Below are 17,065 nucleotides of genomic sequence, written 5' to 3' on the forward strand. Positions count from 1 at the left end.
GGGCGCGTGCCGGATGGCGGGCGCCCTTTTACGTTCCGGCGCAGGGGCGTGCCCCTTCGGGCGCATACGGAACGGTGATGGCCCATGCCGCGTTTGGATCTGGAACCAACGACTGCCGGAGATTACATCTTGGCCATGAAACTGATGACCCGCATCCTGGCGCCCGCCGCCGTGATCCTGGCCACCGCCCTGCCGGCGCTGGCCGACCGGATCCCCCTTGCCGATCTGTCGGCCTACATGAACGGAATGAAGACCGCCGAGGCGACCTTCACCCAGGTGAACTCCGACGGATCGGTTTCCACCGGCAAGCTGTTCATCAAGCGGCCTGGACGGATGCGTTTCGAATACGATCCGCCGAATGAGGCGCTGGTCATGGCGGGGGGCAATGCCGTCGCCATTTTCGATCCGAAGTCGAACGGGGGCCCCGAGACCTACGGTCTGGACCGCACGCCGCTGAAGCTGATTCTGGATGACCGGATCGACCTGAGCCGCAGCAACATGGTGACCGACTATCGCGAAGAAGGCCCTTCGACCATCGTGCGCGCGCAGGATCCCTCCCACCCGGAATACGGGCACATCGAACTGGTCTTCACCGGTGATCCGGTGGAGCTGCGTCAGTGGGTTGTCACGGACGAGGCCGGTACGCAGACCACGGTGATCCTTGGGGATCTCGAAACCGGGGTCGGCCTGGGCGACTCGATGTTCAGCATCAAGCGCGAGACGGAGCGGCGCGGCGGCTGAGCGCCGCAAGGCCTGGGCAGCAAGGCAAAACAGCAAGAAAGGGGGCCTGCTGGCCCCCTTTTTTCGTCAGCGGCAGTAAGCCAGCTGCGACGCGTAGAGGTCCGCACGCACCGCGACGCGCTGCGCCACGGAAATCAGCCAGGACTTGGACCTGTAGGAGCCACGGGCATAGCCCGCGCGACCTTCGTGATAGGCCAGGTACTGGTTGCGGGCGTCGGTCAGCGGGATGCCCAGCCTCAGCGTGCTTTCCGCCATGTACCAGCCCATGAAGTCGGCCGCGTCGTCAATGTCGTTGCGCCGGGCAAACCGGTTGCCGGTCTCGCGCTGGTATTCTTCCCATGTGCCATCCAGGGCCTGGCTGTAGCCCTGTGCGGAGCTCTGCCGACCCAGCGGAATGATACCCAGGGCGTAGCGATGCGGGGTCTTGGCGTTCCCCACGAATTTGCTTTCCTGGTGCATCACGGCCATCTGGACATTGACGGGAACACCCCAGCGACGCTCGGCACGGGCAAAGGCGCGCTCGTAATGCGGTCGCTGGCTGAGAATGGAACATGCGTTGTCGAGTTCGCGCGGGGGCGTGCTGTCCCGACCGCCCCCGCAGGAAGCGACCACAAGCACGACCAGAAGCGCGTATAGCTTTCTGCTCATCTGCCTCTCGTAGAACTGCTCTTTTCGTTTTTTCCACACCCTACACGAAGCCGTGTCAGAGAGAAACTGGCAAAGCCGTGAGCAGGAGAGGCGCCTGATCAGAGAAGGAAAGCGAGGAGCAGCGGCAACACGAGAACCGAAAGCAGGGTCGAAACGACGACGAGTCCCGCCACGGCATCCGCGTCGGCCCCGTATTTCACGGCCAGCAGGTAGGAGGTGACGGCGACGGGGGTGGAAATCTGGATCACCAGCACCGCAAAGGCCACGTCATCCAGCCCGAACGCCCGCCCGACGATCCATCCGGTCGCCACGCAAAGCACGATCTTCAGCACGGAAAGCGCCGAGGCGAGCTTGATCGAGCCGGGATGCAGACGTGCGACGGCGACGCCCAGAGTGATCAGCATCAGGGGAATCGCAAGCTGACCCACCAGTTCCAGGGTGTTGGTCAGGAAGACAGGCGTATGCCAGCCCTGCGACAGGAAGATGCCGCCCAGGATCGTCGCCCAAAGGAGCGGCTCCTTCAGGGCACGGATGACGGATCCGCCGCCGGAGACGACCCAGATGCCGAAGGTGAAGCTCCAGACCGCCATGACGGCGAAGACCACCACGGCGTAGCCCAGCCCGGTTTCCCCGAAAGCGAAGAGCGCCAGCGGCAGGCCCAGGTTCCCGGTGTTGCCGAAGATCAGCGGCGACAGGTAGCTGCGCTGTTCCAGCTTCAGCAGTTTCAGCACCAGCGCGGTCACCAGGGTCAGGGCGCCATAGCCGGCGACGGCGGCCAGCGACAGGGCCGTCAGGGCGGCAGGGTCGATCTCCGTTTTCATCAGGGCGGTGAAGATCAGGCAGGGGACCGACAGGGTCATCGCCATGCGGGTGACGAAGTCGATCTGGTAGTCGAATCCCATCCGCACCCAGGTGAAGCCGATGGCGGCGAGGATGAACACCGGAGCCGTGATCTCCAGCACTGTCAGGACGAGATTCACAGTCTGTTTCCCCCGAAAATTACCGTGACGGGTTGGACAACCGCCGGGGATTGACGTTAGTAGGGGGTCTCATGAGCTGCAAGTCGATGCTGAAAACCAACGCCAAATACCATCTGGGCCAGATCGTCCGCCATCGGAAGCACCCCTTCCGGGGGGTGGTCTTCGACGTGGATGCCGAGTTCAGCAATACCGAGGAATGGTACGATTCCATTCCCGAGGACAGCAGGCCGCTGCGCGATCAGCCCTTCTACCACCTGTTGGCCGAGAATGAGCAAAGCTACTATGTGGCCTATGTCTCGGAACAGAACCTGGTCGAGGATCTTTCCGGCGAACCGGTGGACCATCCCGACATTCCCGATCTTTTCGGGCCGTTCAACGATGGCACCTATCCGCTGGACTTCCAGCTGAACTGAGCTGTCGGGCCGGGTGGCCGCCCGAAGGGCGGACTTTGCGGTTGTCTGCCGCGCCTTGCCTTGCAGGTCTTGCCCCGACAGCCATCAATAGCCGATGGCGCAGCCGTCCTTGCGCGGATCGGATCCGCCTTCCAGGAAGCCCCTTTCGTCGATACGGATCGCCTGGGCGCCGCCGATGGGCGTTTCGGGGATGACCACCTCATGCCCGCGGGCGGAAAGCTCTGCCGCGACTTCGGGGGCGTAACCGCGTTCGACGCGCAGAACCCCCTTTTCCGGGAAGCTGCGCGGGGCATCTATGGCCTCCTGCGGGGACAGGCCGTAGTCGCGCAGGTTGGTGACGAAGCGGGCATGACCCGCGGCCTGGTATTGCCCGCCCATGACACCGAAGGGCAGGTTCGGCATCCCGTTTTCCGCCAGCATGCCCGGAATGATCGTGTGCAGGGGGCGCTTGCCGGGGGCGAGTTCGTTGCCGTGTCCCTCTTCGAGGGTGAAGCCCAATCCGCGGTCATGCAGGACGATACCGAACTTCTCGGTCCCGATGCCGGATCCAAAGCTGCTGAAGACAGAGTAGATCAGGGAAACCGCCATGCGGTCCCGATCCACGACGGTGATGTAGACGGTGTCCCGGTGCGGTGCGCCAGCCAGCATGGGGCCGGGGTGCTGGGCGCGGGACATGTCGACCCTGGCTGCCAGCTCCTGCGCGAGCGCCGGGTCCAGCATGCGCTCCCCCTGGGCGGTGGAAGGATCCGAAATCAGCCGGTTGCGCGCGGCATAGGCCAGCTTGGCGACTTCTGCCTCCAAGTGGGCGCGATCGGCGCCGAAGGGGGCCATCGACGACAGATCGAACTGCGCCAGCATGTTCAGCATCAGGATCGCCGTGGCGCCCTGACCATTCGGCGGATGCTCGTAAAGGTCGGCCCCCTTGTAGGTGCCGCGGATCGGGTCGGTTTGCTCCCCCGAATGGGCTGCGAAATCCGAGAGCTCCTGCGGGCCCCCGGCGGCCTTCAGGGCGGCCACGATGTCTTCCGCGACCTCGCCTTCGTAGAAGGCCCTGGCGCCATCCCGGGCGATGCGGCGCAGCACCTCTGCCTGGCCGGGCATCGCGATCCGGTCCCCTTCGCCGGGGATCTTGCCGCCCGGCGTCAGCCACCGTGCGGCATTGGCGTCAAGGCAGCCGGCGGCAGAGCGGAAATCATGCGCCACCCTGGCGTGAGCGGGCACGCCACGGTCGTAGTAGCCGATTGCCGGGGCCAGGCTGTCGGCCAGGCCAAGGCGGCCCCAAAGCGCCGACATCGCGTCGAAGGCAGCGACCGCGCCCGGGATGGTGACCGAGCGCGCGTCACCGGAGGGCATCGCCGTCAGGCCGGCCGCGCGCATCGCGGCGGCATCGGTACCGGCCGCAGCCCGGCCGGAGCCGTTGTAGGACAGGACCTCGGCACTGCCGGCGGGTTTCACCAGGGCAAAGCAATCCCCGCCCAAGCCGCACATCGGCGGTTCACAGACGCCCAGGGCGACGGCCCCGGCGATGGCGGCGTCCATCGCGTTGCCGCCCTGTTTCAGCAGATCCAGGGCCACGTTGGCCGCGATGGGATGGGATGTGGCGCAGATGCCGTTCTCGGCCCAGACGGGCGAGCGGCCGGGCAGGTGCAGGTCGCGCATGTAGTCTCCTCTTCGGAGGGCGATGCTGCGGCCGGGGATCGGGATGGTCAAGAGCTGTCGTAAGGAAGTCCTCGACGCCACGCACTGGGTGGGGGCTGTAAGACGCGGCGCCGAGGGAAGCCTTTGCAGCTACGTCTTCACCCTCGCCCGGAGTCGTGGCTCCTTTGGGATTGGCATGAGGCGATTTCGGGGCAAATCGGGCGAATGTGGCGAAAATGGAGCGTCGCGCGGGGTGGGATCCAAAGCAACACAGGCAGGCCTTCGCATGGTCACAAGTCTTAACGCCCGCACCGAGGCGGAGGGGCCAAGAGGGGAGGGCGCAGCGAGGCAAGGCCCGGCGGACACGGCGGGGCAGGTCGCCCCGGGGCAGAGGCCGAAACAGGGGACGGGCCGCCGCAGCGGGTGGGCACAGGGAAGAGGCAGAGGGCAGAAGTCCCGGGTGAGCGTCGGGGCCAGGGGTCAGGTGACGGGGCGCAGGTCCCCGACCTTGATCCGGAAGGTCAGTTCGTTGGTGTTGCCCTGCCGCGCGTAGCTGACGTCATGGGACAGATCGCGGATCAGGAACCATCCGAAGCCACCTTCGGGCAGCGCATCCAGCGCTTCGGGAAGGGCATCGGGGGCGCCCATGGGGGGGACGCCTTCGGGCATGGCGCGCCCTTCATCCCGGATGGAGAAATGCAGGCCGTCTCGCCCAGCGGTGCACTCGAGGTTGATCCAGCCGCGTTCCTCGGGGCCGTAGGCATGTTCCACGACGTTGTTCAGAACCTCGGCCAGGACAAGTTCGACCGAACCGCGTTCTTCCAGTTCCAGCCAGGCGAGATCGCTCATCAGGCTGTGCAGGGCGTGCCGTACGGAGAGAGGGGTGCCGGGAAAGGTCAGCCGGATGTCGGGGGCGGCGATCTTGGGCCCCTTGTCCGAAGGGGGGGCGCCGGAAGCGCCAGATGCGGAAGGATCTGGGGAGGGGTCAGCTTGCATGGCTCTGCAGTGCTCCGCCCAGGTCGGTGTGGATGGGGAAAACGGTATCCATGCGGGTCAACCGGAAGACCTTGTCGACATTGGCCCTGAGGCAGGCCAGTTCCAGCTTCTGGCCGCCTTCCAGCTGCTTCATGGAGGCAACGATGGCGCCCAGCCCGCTGGAATCGATGAAATCCACCTGCTCAAGGTTCAGGATGATGCGACCGCGCTGTCCCTCGGTCGCCTGGCGCATCCGGTCCTTGAAGCGGATCGCCACCGCGGCGTCGATCCGGCCGGCTTCGACGGTGATGATGGTCGCGCCCGCTTCGACGCGGCTCTGAAGCTCCATGATGACGATCCATGCCTGCTGCGTTGGAAGCGGAGGCTAGACGTCATTCCTTACCATTCGGTATGCAGGGCCATATGCTTTGGGAGGAAACCATGCAGGATGTCATCATCGCGGGCGCGGCCCGAACCGCAATGGGCGGGTTCCAGGGCGCGTTGGGATCCCTGACTGCGGCCGAGCTTGGTGGCGCGGCAATCCAGGCGGCGCTGGAACAATCCGGTCTGACCACGGTGGATGAGCTTCTGATGGGCTGTGTCCTGCCCGCAGGTCAGGGGCAGGCCCCGGCGCGGCAGGCGGGTTTCGCCGCGGGTCTGGGCGAAGAGGTCCCCGCGACCACCCTGAACAAGATGTGTGGATCGGGCATGAAGGCGGTGATGATGGCCTTCGACCAGATCGCCCTCGGCCATGCCTCGGTCATGGCGGCGGGCGGGATGGAAAGCATGACCAACGCCCCTTACCTGCTGCCCGCGATGCGCGGCGGCGCGCGGCTGGGGCATGGGCGCACCATCGACCACATGTTCCTCGACGGGCTGGAAGACGCCTATGACAAGGGGCGCCTGATGGGCACCTTTGCCGAGGACTGTGCCGAGGCCTTCCAGTTCACCCGCGAGGCGCAGGATGACTATGCGCTGACCTCCCTCGAACGGGCGATCACTGCGCAGAACGCCGGTGCCTTCGACGCCGAGATCACCCCGCTGGAGGTCACGACCCGCAAGGGCAGTCACCGCGTGGCAGAGGACGAACAGCCCGGCACGGCGCGGCCCGGCAAGATCCCGCAGCTGAAACCGGCCTTCCGAGAGGGCGGCACGGTGACGGCGGCCAATTCCTCCTCCATCTCCGACGGCGCGGCGGCGCTGGTGCTGGCGTCGAAGGCGCAGGCGCGCGCGCGCGGCATCCCGGTGCGGGCGCGGATCGCGGGCCATGCCAGCCATGCCCAGGCCCCTGCCGATTTCCCGACCGCCCCGGTGCCTGCCACCCGCAAGCTGCTGAAAAAGCTGGGCTGGACGGTCGAGGACGTGCAGCTGTGGGAGGTGAATGAGGCCTTCGCCGTCGTCCCCATGGCCTTCATGAGGGAGCTTGGCGTGCCGCATGAGAAGGTAAACGTCAACGGCGGCGCTTGCGCCCTTGGCCACCCGATCGGCGCATCCGGTGCGCGGATCATCGTCACCCTGCTGAACGCGATGGAGCGCCGCGGGCTGAAACGTGGCGTGGCCGCGATCTGCATCGGCGGCGGGGAAGGCACCGCGATTGCCATCGAACGCGACTGAGGGGGCAGTACCCTTTCCTCATTCGATGGCCTGAAATACTCTCGGGGGTGAATTGGGGCCTCTGGCCCCAAGAGGGGGCAGAAGGCCCCCTCCGCCCCCCATTCCGAAAGACCAGAGATGCCTGATTACGCCACCCTCGCCACCACCCTCCGCGCCCTGACCCATGGCGAAACGGACGAGGTCGCCCTGATGGCCACCCTCGCCTGCGAGATCCACCACAGCGACGACCGTTTCGACTGGACCGGCTTTTACCGTGTCACCGCGCCCGGGATGCTGAAGATTGGGCCCTACCAGGGCGGCCATGGCTGCCTGCAGATCCCCTTTGCCCGGGGCGTCTGCGGCGCCGCCGCACGGACGGGAGAGACCCAGCTGGTGCCCGATGTGGAGGCCTTCCCGGGCCATATCGCCTGCGCCTCCTCCACCCGGTCCGAACTGGTGATCCCCGTGCGCAACGCGGGCGGAGAGGTGATCGGCGTGCTGGACATCGACAGCGACCAGCCCGGTGCCTTCACCGAGGCGGACGCCGAAGCGCTTGAAACCATTCTGAAAGAGGTCTTTGCATGAGCTTTGACGCCTGGACGGTCTTCGCCCTTTTCTGGGTGCTTTTCGTCACCACGCCGGGGCCGAACGCGGTGAACTGCATCCAGAATGGCATGAACCTGGGCTTCTCCCGGGCCATGCTGGGGGTGCTGGGGATCCTGACCCAGGCGTCGCTCTTCCTTTTTGCCTCCGCCGCCGGGATCACGGCGCTGATCGCCGCCTCGCCCACCGGGTTCATGGTGGCGAAATACATCGGCGCGGCCTTCCTGATCTGGAACGGGGTGCGGGGCTGGATCAACGCGTCCAAACCGCCGCAGGTGGTCGACCGGCCGGCGCACTCGATCTACATCCGCGCCTTCCTGATCGCCACGATCAACCCCAAGTCGGTGGCCGGATACCTTGCGGCCTTCTCTCAATTCGTGCAGCCCGACGTGCCGATCTGGAGCCAGATGGCCGTCATCACGCCGACCGCGCTGATCATCACCACGCTGTCCTATACGACCTATACGGCACTCGGATTTTTCATTGGAAAAGCGGCACTTGGCGCGATCTTCAACACCTGGTTCCGGCGGCTGATGGCGGCCTGTTTCATCCTCTACGGGCTGCTTCTGGGCGGCTCTTCGATGCCGCAGCGGGCCTGAGGCTCGACCTGCGCGGCGGGACGGGGTATCTGGCCCCATGTCAGATAGCTACAGCCCCCCGGATACCCCCCTTTCGGTGATCCACGAGGATCACGAGATCCTCATCGTCGACAAGCCCACCGGCCTGCTGTCGGTGCCGGGCCGGGGAGAGCACCTGGCCGATTGCCTGCTGTCCCGCGTGCAGGTGGCCTTTCCGACCGCGCTGCTGGTGCACCGGCTGGACCGCGACACGTCCGGCGTGATGGTCTTTGCCCTGACGCCCCATGCGCAGCGGCACCTCGGGCTTCAGTTCGAACACCGGCGCACGAAAAAGACCTATGTCGCAAGGGTTTGGGGCCGGCTGGAGCCGAAGGAGGGCACCGTCGACCTGCCGCTTTGCGTCGACTGGCCGAACCGGCCGAAGCAGATCGTGGACCATGAGAACGGCAAGCCCGCGGTCACCGACTGGAAGGTGGTGAAGGCCTCCGACAGCGAAAGCCGGGTGCGGCTTTTCCCGCAGACCGGGCGGTCGCACCAGCTGCGGGTGCACATGCAGGCCATGGGCCATCCGATCCTGGGCGACCCCTTCTACGCCGAAGGCGCGGCCCGCGATTTTCCGCGCCTGATGCTGCATTCCGAGGAGCTTCGGCTGCTGCATCCGGACGGCGGCGTGGGGATGAAATTCCGCGCCAAAACCCCCTTCTGAGCGAAAATGCCAAGCGGCTGAAAAGGCGCGAAAAAAACGTCGGTATTACGTCGGTATCGCATCGGTAATGCGGAGGTGCCTCTGGGGGCCTGTCGGGGGCGCTGTCCCCGGTCGCCGCATGGCGGCAGATGGAAGGGCAGGGGGCCAAGGCAGGGGGCTCTGCCCCCGTCTCCGTGCCGGAGACTCCCCCGGAGTACTTCGGGCCCAGTGAAAGAGCGGGGCCGGCGCAAGAGGGGAGTCGGGTGCGCCTGTGGGGGGGGCGGAGCGGCGTCGGCGCGCCGCATCCCGGTTCAGCGTTTCAGGATGCGGTCGGTCAGGTTCTGCCGGGTGGCCATCAGCGCGTCGAGCGCGGCGGACTGGTCGGGATGGGCGAGGCGCCATGTCTCGATCTCGTCCAGGCGGTTGGCGGCGATCAGGGCCAGCAGGTCGGCGCGGATGCGGCCTTCTTCGTCGCGGGGCAGGGTCGCCACGGCCTGCACCTTTTCCGACAGGCTTTCGGGCAGGGCCGCGCGCAGCGCCTCCTGCGTCAGCGCGGTTTCGGCAAAGGTATAGATCCCGGTGCCACGCCCGGGCAGGGCGTAGGTGGTGACGTGATGGGCGGTGACGGGCAGGGGGGAGAGCGCCTCGGCGATCTTCGGGCCGTTGCGTTCGATGCGGTCCTCGGTGCCCTCGCCATCGGACCAGTCCAGCAGGTCGCGGGTGATCCAGTTGTAAAGCCGCTTGCCCGTGGCCATCCAGATCCGCGTCGGCAGCGCCTTGCGGGCCAGCATGGCGCGTTCGGCGGGGGTCAGCAGGTGCTTGGCATAGGCGCGTTTCTGCTTGAGCAGGTGGCGCAGATCCTCCCGCGCCATGGTGCGGAAGAGCGGGCCGCGGAAACGGTGGACCGAGGCGAGCTGAAAGTCGATCACCGCGGCGCCGCCATCGGGGCGCATCAGCCAGTTCTGCGGCTTGGCGATGTCATTGTGGGTGACGCCGCGGCGGCGCATGTCCCGCAGCAGTCGGCGGGCATCGCGGTAGAAGGCCGGGTCGGTGGGCTTGGCCAGCTGCAGGGGCGTGCCTTCGGACCATTCGCGCAGGATGCCTTCGCGGTCGTAGCGGATCAGCACCGGGCAGCCCTCGATCCCCTGGACGGCCCGCAGCCCGCGCACCTCCTTGCGGGCCAGCAGCCGGGCGAGGGGACGCGACCAGAGCGGCAGCGCGTCGAGCTTGCGCAGGGCCAGGCGGGCATCGGGCGCACCTTCCAGGTGCCCGGAGATCGTCTCCGAGAAGGGATCGCGCTTCAGCACGGTGACGGGGATGAAGGCGGGTCTGGTCAAAGGCTCTGCCCGGTTATGCGGCTTGGGCGCACATAGCAGGGCCGGGGTTCCCGGGGCAAGCGTCGCGCGCCCTTCCGCAGGGGGGCCGGGCGCGTTAGGGGAGGGCAAGCAATAGAGGAGGCCCCCATGGCCAAGATGATCCATTCCATGATCCGGGTGCTGGACGCGGCCCGGTCCATCGCCTTCTACGAGAACGCCTTCGGCCTGAAGATCGCCCAGGAGCTGGATTTCGAGAGCTTCGCCCTGATCTACATGTCCAACGCAGAAACCGGGTTCGAGCTGGAGCTGACGGTGAACAAGGGCCGGACCGAGCCCTACGACCTGGGTGACGGCTATGGCCACCTGGCGGTGACGGTGGAGGACCTCGAGGCGGAGCACGCCCGGATGACCGACCTTGGCCTGGCGCCGCGCAAGATCGTCGAGTTCGCCCCCGACGGGCAGTTCGTGGCGAAGTTCTTCTTCATCGCCGATCCGGATGGCTACGAGATCGAGGTGATCGAGCGGGCCGGGCGGTTCCTGTAAGGAGCCAGTCTGTAGGGGACAGTCTGCAAGGGCGTCTTTCCCGCCGGCCAGGCCCGCGGGAGGCGCTGCCCGCTGGCGTGCCGGACGTTCGGGACAGGTGCTTGGACGCCCTGCCCCGCGCGCCAGGGCTGCCTTCGAAGGCGCCCCGCCCCTCCCATTTTTTGGCCAAAAATATCCTGGGGGGAGTCGCGCATCGCGCGGCGGGGGGCAAAGCCCCCCTCTTCTTCTTGTTGACGCCTCCGGCGTCGGGTGGGCGAAGCCCCCCTTTTCCTCTTATTGACGCCTCCGGCGTCGGGCGGGCAAAGCCCCCCTTTTCCTGTCAGTGACGCCTCCGGCGTCGGGGGCAAAGCCCCCCGCCCCCTTCGGGCCAGGTAGAACGCAAAAGGGGAGGCGCGCGGCCTCCCCTTTCTGGTTCTCATCTGCAGCCGGTCAGGCGGGCAGCGCGTCCCAGCCGGAGACGGCCTTGACCTCCAGGAAGTCCTCCAGCCCCCAGGTGCCGCCTTCGCGGCCGTTGCCGGAGGCCTTCATGCCGCCGAAGGGCGCGCCGGCGCCACGGGCGTGGCCGTTCATTTCCACCATGCCGGAGCGCAGCGACCGGGCGAAGCGGTTGGCGCGTTCGGGGTTCGCCGTCTGGACGTAGTTGGTCAGGCCGTAGGGCGTGTCATTGGCGATGGCCAGCGCCTCTTCTTCGGTGTCGAAGGGCATGATCGTCAGGACCGGGCCGAAGATTTCCTCCCGCGCGATGGTCATGTCGTTGTTGGCATCGGCAAAGACCGTCGGGCGGACGAAGAAGCCGCGGTTGAAACCTTCGGGGCGGCCGGTGCCGCCGGCGACGAGGCGGGCGCCTTCGTCGATGCCCTTCTGGATCAGGCCCTGGATCTTCTCGAACTGGGTGGCGTTCACCACCGGGCCGATGTGGCGGCCTTCTTCGGAGGCCGGGCCCACGGTGACGGCACTGGCCACGGCTGCGGCCTCTTCCACCGCCGCGTCATAGCGGGAGCGTTCGACGAGCATCCGGGAGGGCGCGTTGCAGCTCTGGCCGGAGTTGTTCATCATGTGCAGCACGCCGCGTTTCACGGCCTTTTCGTCCGCGTCGGCGAAGATCAGGTTGGCGCCCTTGCCGCCCAGTTCCAGGTGCACCTTCTTCAGCGTCTTGGCCGCGTTCGCGGAGATCGCGGTGCCGGCGCGGGTGGAGCCGGTGAAGGAGACCATGTCGACTTCCGGGTGGCCCGACAGCGCGGTGCCGACGCCGGGGCCGTCGCCGTTCACCAGGTTGAAGACACCGGCGGGCACGCCGGCCTCGTCCATCATCTCTGCAAAGAGCAGGGCGTTCAGGGGGCTTTCCTCGGAGGGTTTCAGCACCATGGTGCAGCCCGCGATCAGCGCCGCGATGACCTTCAGCGTGACCTGGTTCATCGGCCAGTTCCACGGCGTGATCAGGGCGCAGACGCCGACGGCTTCGTAGACGATGCGGTCATTGGGGGCGTGATCGCCCAGCGGGCGGATGAACTGGAAGTCCTTGGCCGCGCGCAGGAAGTTCCTGGTGTGGGAGTAGCCCGCGCCCCATTGCGAGGCCCGGGACAGGTCGATGGGGGCGCCCATCTCCATCGACATCGCCTGGGACATCTCTTCGCGGCGGCGTTCGTAGATTTCCAGGAACTTCTCGACCAGGCCGATGCGGTAGGCTGGATCGGTCGCCATCCAGGCGGGGAAGGCGGCGCGGGCGGCCTGCACGGCGCGGTCGGCATCGGCCTCGGAGCCGAGCGAGATCACCGCGCAGGGTTCTTCGGTCGAGGGGTTGATGACCTGGTGGTCGCGGGGCTGGAGCGGGGCCACCCACTCGCCATTGATGTAGAAGTCGCGTTTCTCGATCATGGGAACATCCTTCGGTCTTGCGTATTTCCGCAATGCATATTTCCGCATTGCGGGACGCCGTTTCGCGGCATTGAATCCACTGTGGCACTGCGCAGGCGGGCAGGCAAGGCGGCAAGAGTGCAGGGTCTGCGCAGAAGGATGTGCGGCAAGGCGACACCTGCATGGGGACACCTGGCCCCGCCAAGGTTCCGGCAAGGTCCCGATAAGGATCCGCTGGGGGGTGCAATCCGCGTCGCAGGCGCTTAGATATGGTCCCAACGCACAGTATGACAGGAGGTTTACATGTCCCTGCGCATCAATGACATCGTTCCCGACTTCACCGCCGAAACCGACCAGGGGACGATTTCGTTCCACGACTGGATCGGCGACAGCTGGGCGATCCTGTTCAGCCACCCGAAGGATTTCACCCCGGTCTGCACGACCGAGTTCGGCGCCGTGGCGCAGCTGGCCGATGAATGGGCCAAGCGCAACACCAAGGTGATCGGCATTTCCGTCGACGGCGTGGAAGAGCACAAGAAGTGGAAGGGCGACATCGAGAGCTTTGCCGGTACCGAGGCGGGCTTCCCGATCATCGACGGCGCCGATCTGGTGGTGCCCAAGCTGTTCGACATGCTGCCGGCGGATGCCTACATGCCCGACGGCCGCACCCCGGCGCATTCCGCGACCGTGCGGTCGGTCTTCATCATCAGCCCGGACAAGAAGCTGCAGCTGTCGATGACCTACCCGATGTCCGTGGGCCGCAACTTCGCCGAGGTGCTGCGCGCCCTGGACGGCCTGCAAAAGACCTACGGCGCCCCGCTGGCCACCCCGGCCAACTGGGAAACCGGCCAGGACGTCATCGTGGCCCTGTCGCTGGACAATGACCAGGCGAAGGAAAAATACGGTGATCTGGACGTGAAGCTGCCCTACCTGCGCTTCGCCAAGGACCCGGCATAAGCGAGGGACCCGGCGCAAGACCGGGGCCTGACGGCTGATTAGAAAAGGGGCGCCCGATGGGCGCCCCTTTTTGTTTGGCATTCAGTTCCAGGGCCCTGCGTGTTTCAGGATGTAGAGCCCGGGATTGACGCATTTCCGGATCTCTTCCTGAATGCAGCGCTTGAACAGCGGACTTAGACTGGCGAGTGCCGCGGCCGGGTTCGTCGTGACTATCCCGATAACACCTCCCGCGAGCGCGGAACGGATAAGGCATGTTTCGCAAATCTTTAGCAGAAAAGCGGCCGTCTGCCTTGGATAGGAGAAGTAGACGTAGAATTTCAACTTCGAGATCCGCGTTTTCAGTATCGGGATCCGCACCGAGATCTTACTGCAGAAAAGTCGAATGACTATTCTTTGCCAGACGATCTTGAATTCCGGCCAGATCGCAAGGGTCATCAGCTTGAATGTCTTCTTCCGCATGTTGCCGGAAGGCCCACAGTTTTCCGGGACCAGCGTGCGCAAGGCTGCATCAATGGCGCGTTCGGCAACGCTTTGGTTCAGGTCGGCCTCGTTCGCGACCTCGGACATCAGGTTCGGCACGGATGTTGGAGGCTGATCCTGCAACACGGGTGCGGTGGAGATCAGGGTCAACGTGACGTCGCGATCTTCACCCCACTCGTGCAGCGTGAATTCCCCAACCAGATCAATCATGGTGCTGCTGCCGTCGTCGGGGCTCAGCAGGCCGAACATGGCGAACAGACGCTGGCGCTGATGGATGTCTGTTTCCTGAGGGGTGGGAGAGGTCTTTGACAGGTGCGCCGTTCCGAGGAGGAGGAAATCCTCTTCCGTCAGTTTGCCATCCAGGTTTGCCTGCATCCAGGCGATTGGATCCGGGCCGTGGGCCGATGCGTCGTAGGTATTCAGCAGCTGGAGCCCGTGAGACCGCCCTTCCTGTCCGACGCCGGGCTTGAAGTAGAGCCAGTATTGCGTCGAGATTCGGATCGAGTGGGTCAGGGCCACGATCACCCTGTGCACACCGGTCGGCACGCCCCGCTCTGCCAGCTGATAGTATTCCTCCCGCAAGAAGGGGATCTCCTCCTCATGGAATGCGGAGGCTTCTCCGGAGCGGGTGCCGGCGGGGTCTTCTTCGTAGCCCTGAAGCGGGGCCGGTGTAATGGTATATTCCATTTCCTGTTCGGAATTCAGGAAGGAGCGAATGTCGGCGCTCTGAAACGACAGGGGAAAATCGAACTCAATTGGCATTGGATGTCCTTTGGTCAGATTTGCAGGTCGAAATAGTTTATTAAATGTCGGCGATGGTGGCCGGGATGGGGATGGGGAGTCAACGGTTCCCTGTTTTGGATCGGTGTCTGCATCTGCGCAGGACGCCACGCGACGGTGATCACGGTTGTGCCAGATCCCTGTCGGTCCAGCGGGTGGACGGCGGCGCGTTTGATCCATGCCCCCATCCCCCTTTTCATTTCCTGCCGCTCCGTTAAGACGGGGGCATGAATTTTCTGAAGCTTGATACTGGTGTTATTCAAAGTTTTGACGCGGCCCTTGGGGACGATGTCGAGGTCGTGCGTACCGGGCTGGGCAAGCCGCTGGCGCTGTTGGCGAAACACCGGGGTTGGGCGCGGGCGCTGGCGCTGCAGGCGAAGGCGCTGGTGGCGCCGGGGGCGGCGGCTGCGCGGGCCGTGGAAGGCAACCTGGCGCGGAAACGGATCCGGCTGCCGCAGGTCTTTGCAAACCCGGTCATCGGCGGGATCTACGGCTATTCCAAGCAGGTGCAGGCCGCCGTGCTGCGCGCCGCGCTGGATGCGGAGCTGGAAGCGTCCGATCCGAAGGTCACCGTGGTCTACAACGGGTCGGTCTACCCCGAATCCGTGCTGGAAGCGGCCAGCCGCGGGCGGCGGCGGGTCTTCGTGGAGGCGGGGTTCTTCCCCGGCACGCTGCAGTTTGATCCGAAGGGCCTGAACGGGGCCAATTCCGTGCCGCGCGATCCGGCCTTCTACCTCGGGTCCGAGGATTTCGCGGCGGAGGGCCTGCCGGAGGCGGTCAACAACCGCCCGTCGAAGAGCCGCCATGCGGCGGTCACGCTGGAGCCGGGGTATGTCTTCGTGCCGTTCCAGGTGCCGTCGGACATGCAGGTGACGCTGCATTCGCCCTGGGTGCGCGACATGGCGCAGTTCCTGGACGTCGTCTGCGACGCGGCCGAGCGGAACCCGGGCGTGACCTTCGTGATCAAGGAGCATCCCAGCTTCAAACGGTCGGTGATCGGCCATCGCAGCCATCCCCGGGTGATCTTTGCCAATGGCAACGTGACGTCGGAGCTTATCCGGGAGGCGCGCGCGGTGCTGACGCTGAATTCCACCGTGGGGATCGAGGGGCTCTTGCTGGGCAAACCGGTCATTACGTTGGGGGAGGCCTGTTACAACCTGCCGGGGCTGGTACAACATGCGGAGGGGCCCGAAGCGCTGGATGCGGCGCTGGCGGCGGAGGACTGGCAGCCGGAGGAAAGGCTTCGGCGGCAGTTCCTGGGCTACCTGTGGAACCGCTACCTGGTGCGGGGCAGCTACAAGGCGCTGCCGGCGGACCTGGCTGGCGCATTGGAGGAAAAGTCCCGGAGGCCGAGCCGGGACGAGGGGGAGCAGGCCTGGGATGACGGTTGATCGGCTGCAGTTTGCGCTGGCGTCCGACAGGGCGATGATCGAGGCCGCCCTGGTGGTGATCGGTTCGGCCCTGTTGATGTGCAGCAAGCCGCTGCAGCTGCATTTCCTGGGCTTCGGCCTGCTGGCCTCGGATCGCTACAGGATCGCGGGGTTCTGTGCCGCTCATGACTGCGAGTTCATCTACCACGAGGTGACGGAGGCCGATTTCGGCGGGGCGCGGCAGGGAGATGACAACATCCCGCTGGTGGCGCTGGCGCGGCTGCATATCCCCAGATTGCTGAGCGGGCGGGTGCTTTACCTCGATTGCGACATGTTGGTGCAGGGTGATGTGGCGGAGCTGTTCGATCACATGCCCGCGGGCGCAAAGCTGGGCGCGGTGCGCGATTTCTACGTGCTGGACAACATGAAACACGGGGCGGAGACGCCGGACAAGCTGGCCGGGCACCGGGATGTGTTGCGGCGCGACGACGTGCGGGGCTACTTCAATTCGGGCCTGCTGCTGATGGATTGCGACGAGATCCGCAAGGATCCGGTGCTGATGGAGCAGCTGCAGAACGTCGGCGCGACCAATGGCATGCGGTTCATGGACCAGGATTACCTGAACCTGATCTTCGACGGCCGGGTGCACTACCTGCCGCTGGCCTGGAACTGCATCTGGGGACGGACGTCGCGGCGGGTGCGCCGCCTTGCCAAACTGCCCTGGCTGCCGGAGGCGGAGCGCTATCCGTCACAGGCGCAGCTGATCCACTACACCGGGCCCAAGAAGCCGTGGAAACACCAGAGCCTTCTGGCGGCGCTGTTCCGGGGCCGGCTGAGCGCGCTGCTGAAATGGCGGCGCGCGGCGCATCGGATCCTGGGCTGAGGCGGGGCCGCCGGTGACGGCGCGCGCC

The 17,065-nt window shown here is 65.8% G+C and carries 18 protein-coding genes; 10 read left to right on the forward strand and 8 right to left on the reverse strand.

Going from position 1 to position 17,065, the window contains the following annotated elements; all coding sequences use genetic code 11:
• Nucleotides 1–135 precede the first annotated feature (135 nt).
• Nucleotides 136–741, forward strand: coding sequence for a LolA family protein (locus AC2IR1_RS02160; protein ID WP_486474640.1), 606 nt, complete (start codon nt 136–138; stop codon nt 739–741).
• Nucleotides 742–807: 66 nt separating this feature from the next.
• On the opposite strand, the gene AC2IR1_RS02165 is transcribed toward AC2IR1_RS02160, so the two are convergent.
• The gene (locus AC2IR1_RS02165; protein ID WP_486474641.1) at nt 808–1,389 is read right to left on the reverse strand and encodes a transglycosylase SLT domain-containing protein; all 582 of its coding nucleotides are present in this window, start codon (nt 1,387–1,389) and stop codon (nt 808–810) included.
• Nucleotides 1,390–1,487: 98 nt separating this feature from the next.
• Complete coding sequence (locus tag AC2IR1_RS02170) at nt 1,488–2,369, reverse strand: AEC family transporter (RefSeq protein ID WP_486474642.1); 882 nt, start codon at nt 2,367–2,369, stop codon at nt 1,488–1,490.
• Between the two features lie 86 nt (nt 2,370–2,455).
• Between AC2IR1_RS02170 and hspQ the strand changes: the two genes are divergently transcribed.
• The gene (gene hspQ, locus AC2IR1_RS02175; RefSeq protein ID WP_486476356.1) at nt 2,456–2,782 is read left to right on the forward strand and encodes a heat shock protein HspQ; all 327 of its coding nucleotides are present in this window, start codon (nt 2,456–2,458) and stop codon (nt 2,780–2,782) included.
• 84 nt (nt 2,783–2,866) lie between these two features.
• On the opposite strand, the gene AC2IR1_RS02180 is transcribed toward hspQ, so the two are convergent.
• From AC2IR1_RS02180 to AC2IR1_RS02190, 3 genes are all read right to left on the reverse strand, one after another.
• The gene (locus tag AC2IR1_RS02180; RefSeq protein ID WP_486474643.1) at nt 2,867–4,441 is read right to left on the reverse strand and encodes a gamma-glutamyltransferase family protein; all 1,575 of its coding nucleotides are present in this window, start codon (nt 4,439–4,441) and stop codon (nt 2,867–2,869) included.
• Between the two features lie 459 nt (nt 4,442–4,900).
• Nucleotides 4,901–5,341 carry an ATP-binding protein gene (locus tag AC2IR1_RS02185; protein WP_486476357.1) on the reverse strand — a complete coding sequence of 147 codons (441 nt, stop codon included), beginning with the start codon at nt 5,339–5,341 and terminating at the stop codon, nt 4,901–4,903.
• A 64-nt stretch (nt 5,342–5,405) separates the two neighbouring features.
• On the reverse strand, nt 5,406–5,744 hold the full coding sequence (locus tag AC2IR1_RS02190) for an STAS domain-containing protein (RefSeq protein ID WP_486474644.1): 339 nt from the start codon (nt 5,742–5,744) through the stop codon (nt 5,406–5,408).
• Between the two features lie 92 nt (nt 5,745–5,836).
• On the opposite strand from AC2IR1_RS02190, the gene AC2IR1_RS02195 reads away from it, so the two are divergent.
• From AC2IR1_RS02195 to AC2IR1_RS02210, 4 genes are all read left to right on the forward strand, one after another.
• Nucleotides 5,837–7,009: a thiolase family protein gene (locus AC2IR1_RS02195; RefSeq protein ID WP_486474645.1), complete on the forward strand. Its 1,173-nt coding sequence runs from the start codon at nt 5,837–5,839 to the stop codon at nt 7,007–7,009.
• Between the two features lie 117 nt (nt 7,010–7,126).
• Complete coding sequence (locus AC2IR1_RS02200) at nt 7,127–7,573, forward strand: GAF domain-containing protein (RefSeq protein WP_486474646.1); 447 nt, start codon at nt 7,127–7,129, stop codon at nt 7,571–7,573.
• Nucleotides 7,570–8,190 carry a LysE family translocator gene (locus AC2IR1_RS02205; RefSeq protein WP_486474647.1) on the forward strand — a complete coding sequence of 207 codons (621 nt, stop codon included), beginning with the start codon at nt 7,570–7,572 and terminating at the stop codon, nt 8,188–8,190. The genes AC2IR1_RS02200 and AC2IR1_RS02205 overlap by 4 nt, the downstream gene beginning before the upstream one ends.
• 37 nt (nt 8,191–8,227) lie before the next feature.
• Nucleotides 8,228–8,875, forward strand: a complete 648-nt coding sequence (locus AC2IR1_RS02210; RefSeq protein WP_486474648.1) for an RluA family pseudouridine synthase — start codon at nt 8,228–8,230, stop codon at nt 8,873–8,875.
• A gap of 290 nt (nt 8,876–9,165) precedes the next feature.
• On the opposite strand, the gene AC2IR1_RS02215 is transcribed toward AC2IR1_RS02210, so the two are convergent.
• The gene (locus tag AC2IR1_RS02215) at nt 9,166–10,191 is read right to left on the reverse strand and encodes a serine/threonine protein kinase (protein ID WP_486474649.1); all 1,026 of its coding nucleotides are present in this window, start codon (nt 10,189–10,191) and stop codon (nt 9,166–9,168) included.
• 126 nt (nt 10,192–10,317) lie between these two features.
• On the opposite strand from AC2IR1_RS02215, the gene AC2IR1_RS02220 reads away from it, so the two are divergent.
• Complete coding sequence (locus AC2IR1_RS02220) at nt 10,318–10,713, forward strand: VOC family protein (RefSeq protein WP_486474650.1); 396 nt, start codon at nt 10,318–10,320, stop codon at nt 10,711–10,713.
• Nucleotides 10,714–11,142: 429 nt separating this feature from the next.
• On the opposite strand, the gene AC2IR1_RS02225 is transcribed toward AC2IR1_RS02220, so the two are convergent.
• Nucleotides 11,143–12,588, reverse strand: a complete 1,446-nt coding sequence (locus AC2IR1_RS02225) for an aldehyde dehydrogenase family protein (protein WP_486474651.1) — start codon at nt 12,586–12,588, stop codon at nt 11,143–11,145.
• A 282-nt stretch (nt 12,589–12,870) separates the two neighbouring features.
• Here AC2IR1_RS02225 and AC2IR1_RS02230 point away from each other — a divergent pair, with 282 nt between their 5' ends.
• Nucleotides 12,871–13,524 (forward strand): peroxiredoxin, encoded by a 654-nt coding sequence (locus tag AC2IR1_RS02230; protein WP_486474652.1) that lies wholly within the window; start codon nt 12,871–12,873, stop codon nt 13,522–13,524.
• A gap of 81 nt (nt 13,525–13,605) precedes the next feature.
• On the opposite strand, the gene AC2IR1_RS02235 is transcribed toward AC2IR1_RS02230, so the two are convergent.
• Complete coding sequence (locus tag AC2IR1_RS02235) at nt 13,606–14,766, reverse strand: hypothetical protein (RefSeq protein ID WP_486474653.1); 1,161 nt, start codon at nt 14,764–14,766, stop codon at nt 13,606–13,608.
• A gap of 245 nt (nt 14,767–15,011) precedes the next feature.
• On the opposite strand from AC2IR1_RS02235, the gene AC2IR1_RS02240 reads away from it, so the two are divergent.
• Both AC2IR1_RS02240 and AC2IR1_RS02245 read left to right on the forward strand, forming a co-directional pair.
• Nucleotides 15,012–16,175 (forward strand): capsular polysaccharide export protein, LipB/KpsS family, encoded by a 1,164-nt coding sequence (locus tag AC2IR1_RS02240; protein WP_486474654.1) that lies wholly within the window; start codon nt 15,012–15,014, stop codon nt 16,173–16,175.
• A complete protein-coding gene (locus tag AC2IR1_RS02245) occupies nt 16,165–17,037 on the forward strand; it encodes a glycosyltransferase family 8 protein (protein ID WP_486474655.1) in 873 nt (290 codons plus the stop codon). Before AC2IR1_RS02240 ends, AC2IR1_RS02245 begins: the two co-directional genes overlap by 11 nt.
• The last annotated feature ends 28 nt before the right edge of the window (nt 17,038–17,065 follow it).

This window comes from Pseudooceanicola sp. NS-SX8, from assembly GCF_057380755.1.

Excerpts from the sequence above, each read along its gene's own strand:
- AC2IR1_RS02160 (WP_486474640.1), top strand. The coding sequence starts at position 136 with ATGAAACTGATGACCCGCATCCTGGCGCCCGCCGCCGTGATCCTGGCC.
- AC2IR1_RS02165 (WP_486474641.1), bottom strand. The coding sequence starts at position 1,389 with ATGAGCAGAAAGCTATACGCGCTTCTGGTCGTGCTTGTGGTCGCTTCC.
- hspQ (WP_486476356.1), top strand. The coding sequence starts at position 2,456 with ATGCTGAAAACCAACGCCAAATACCATCTGGGCCAGATCGTCCGCCAT.
- AC2IR1_RS02180 (WP_486474643.1), bottom strand. The coding sequence starts at position 4,441 with ATGCGCGACCTGCACCTGCCCGGCCGCTCGCCCGTCTGGGCCGAGAAC.
- AC2IR1_RS02190 (WP_486474644.1), bottom strand. The coding sequence starts at position 5,744 with ATGGAGCTTCAGAGCCGCGTCGAAGCGGGCGCGACCATCATCACCGTC.
- AC2IR1_RS02195 (WP_486474645.1), top strand. The coding sequence starts at position 5,837 with ATGCAGGATGTCATCATCGCGGGCGCGGCCCGAACCGCAATGGGCGGG.
- AC2IR1_RS02200 (WP_486474646.1), top strand. The coding sequence starts at position 7,127 with ATGCCTGATTACGCCACCCTCGCCACCACCCTCCGCGCCCTGACCCAT.
- AC2IR1_RS02205 (WP_486474647.1), top strand. The coding sequence starts at position 7,570 with ATGAGCTTTGACGCCTGGACGGTCTTCGCCCTTTTCTGGGTGCTTTTC.
- AC2IR1_RS02210 (WP_486474648.1), top strand. The coding sequence starts at position 8,228 with ATGTCAGATAGCTACAGCCCCCCGGATACCCCCCTTTCGGTGATCCAC.
- AC2IR1_RS02220 (WP_486474650.1), top strand. The coding sequence starts at position 10,318 with ATGGCCAAGATGATCCATTCCATGATCCGGGTGCTGGACGCGGCCCGG.
- AC2IR1_RS02225 (WP_486474651.1), bottom strand. The coding sequence starts at position 12,588 with ATGATCGAGAAACGCGACTTCTACATCAATGGCGAGTGGGTGGCCCCG.
- AC2IR1_RS02230 (WP_486474652.1), top strand. The coding sequence starts at position 12,871 with ATGTCCCTGCGCATCAATGACATCGTTCCCGACTTCACCGCCGAAACC.
- AC2IR1_RS02235 (WP_486474653.1), bottom strand. The coding sequence starts at position 14,766 with ATGCCAATTGAGTTCGATTTTCCCCTGTCGTTTCAGAGCGCCGACATT.
- AC2IR1_RS02240 (WP_486474654.1), top strand. The coding sequence starts at position 15,012 with ATGAATTTTCTGAAGCTTGATACTGGTGTTATTCAAAGTTTTGACGCG.
- AC2IR1_RS02245 (WP_486474655.1), top strand. The coding sequence starts at position 16,165 with ATGACGGTTGATCGGCTGCAGTTTGCGCTGGCGTCCGACAGGGCGATG.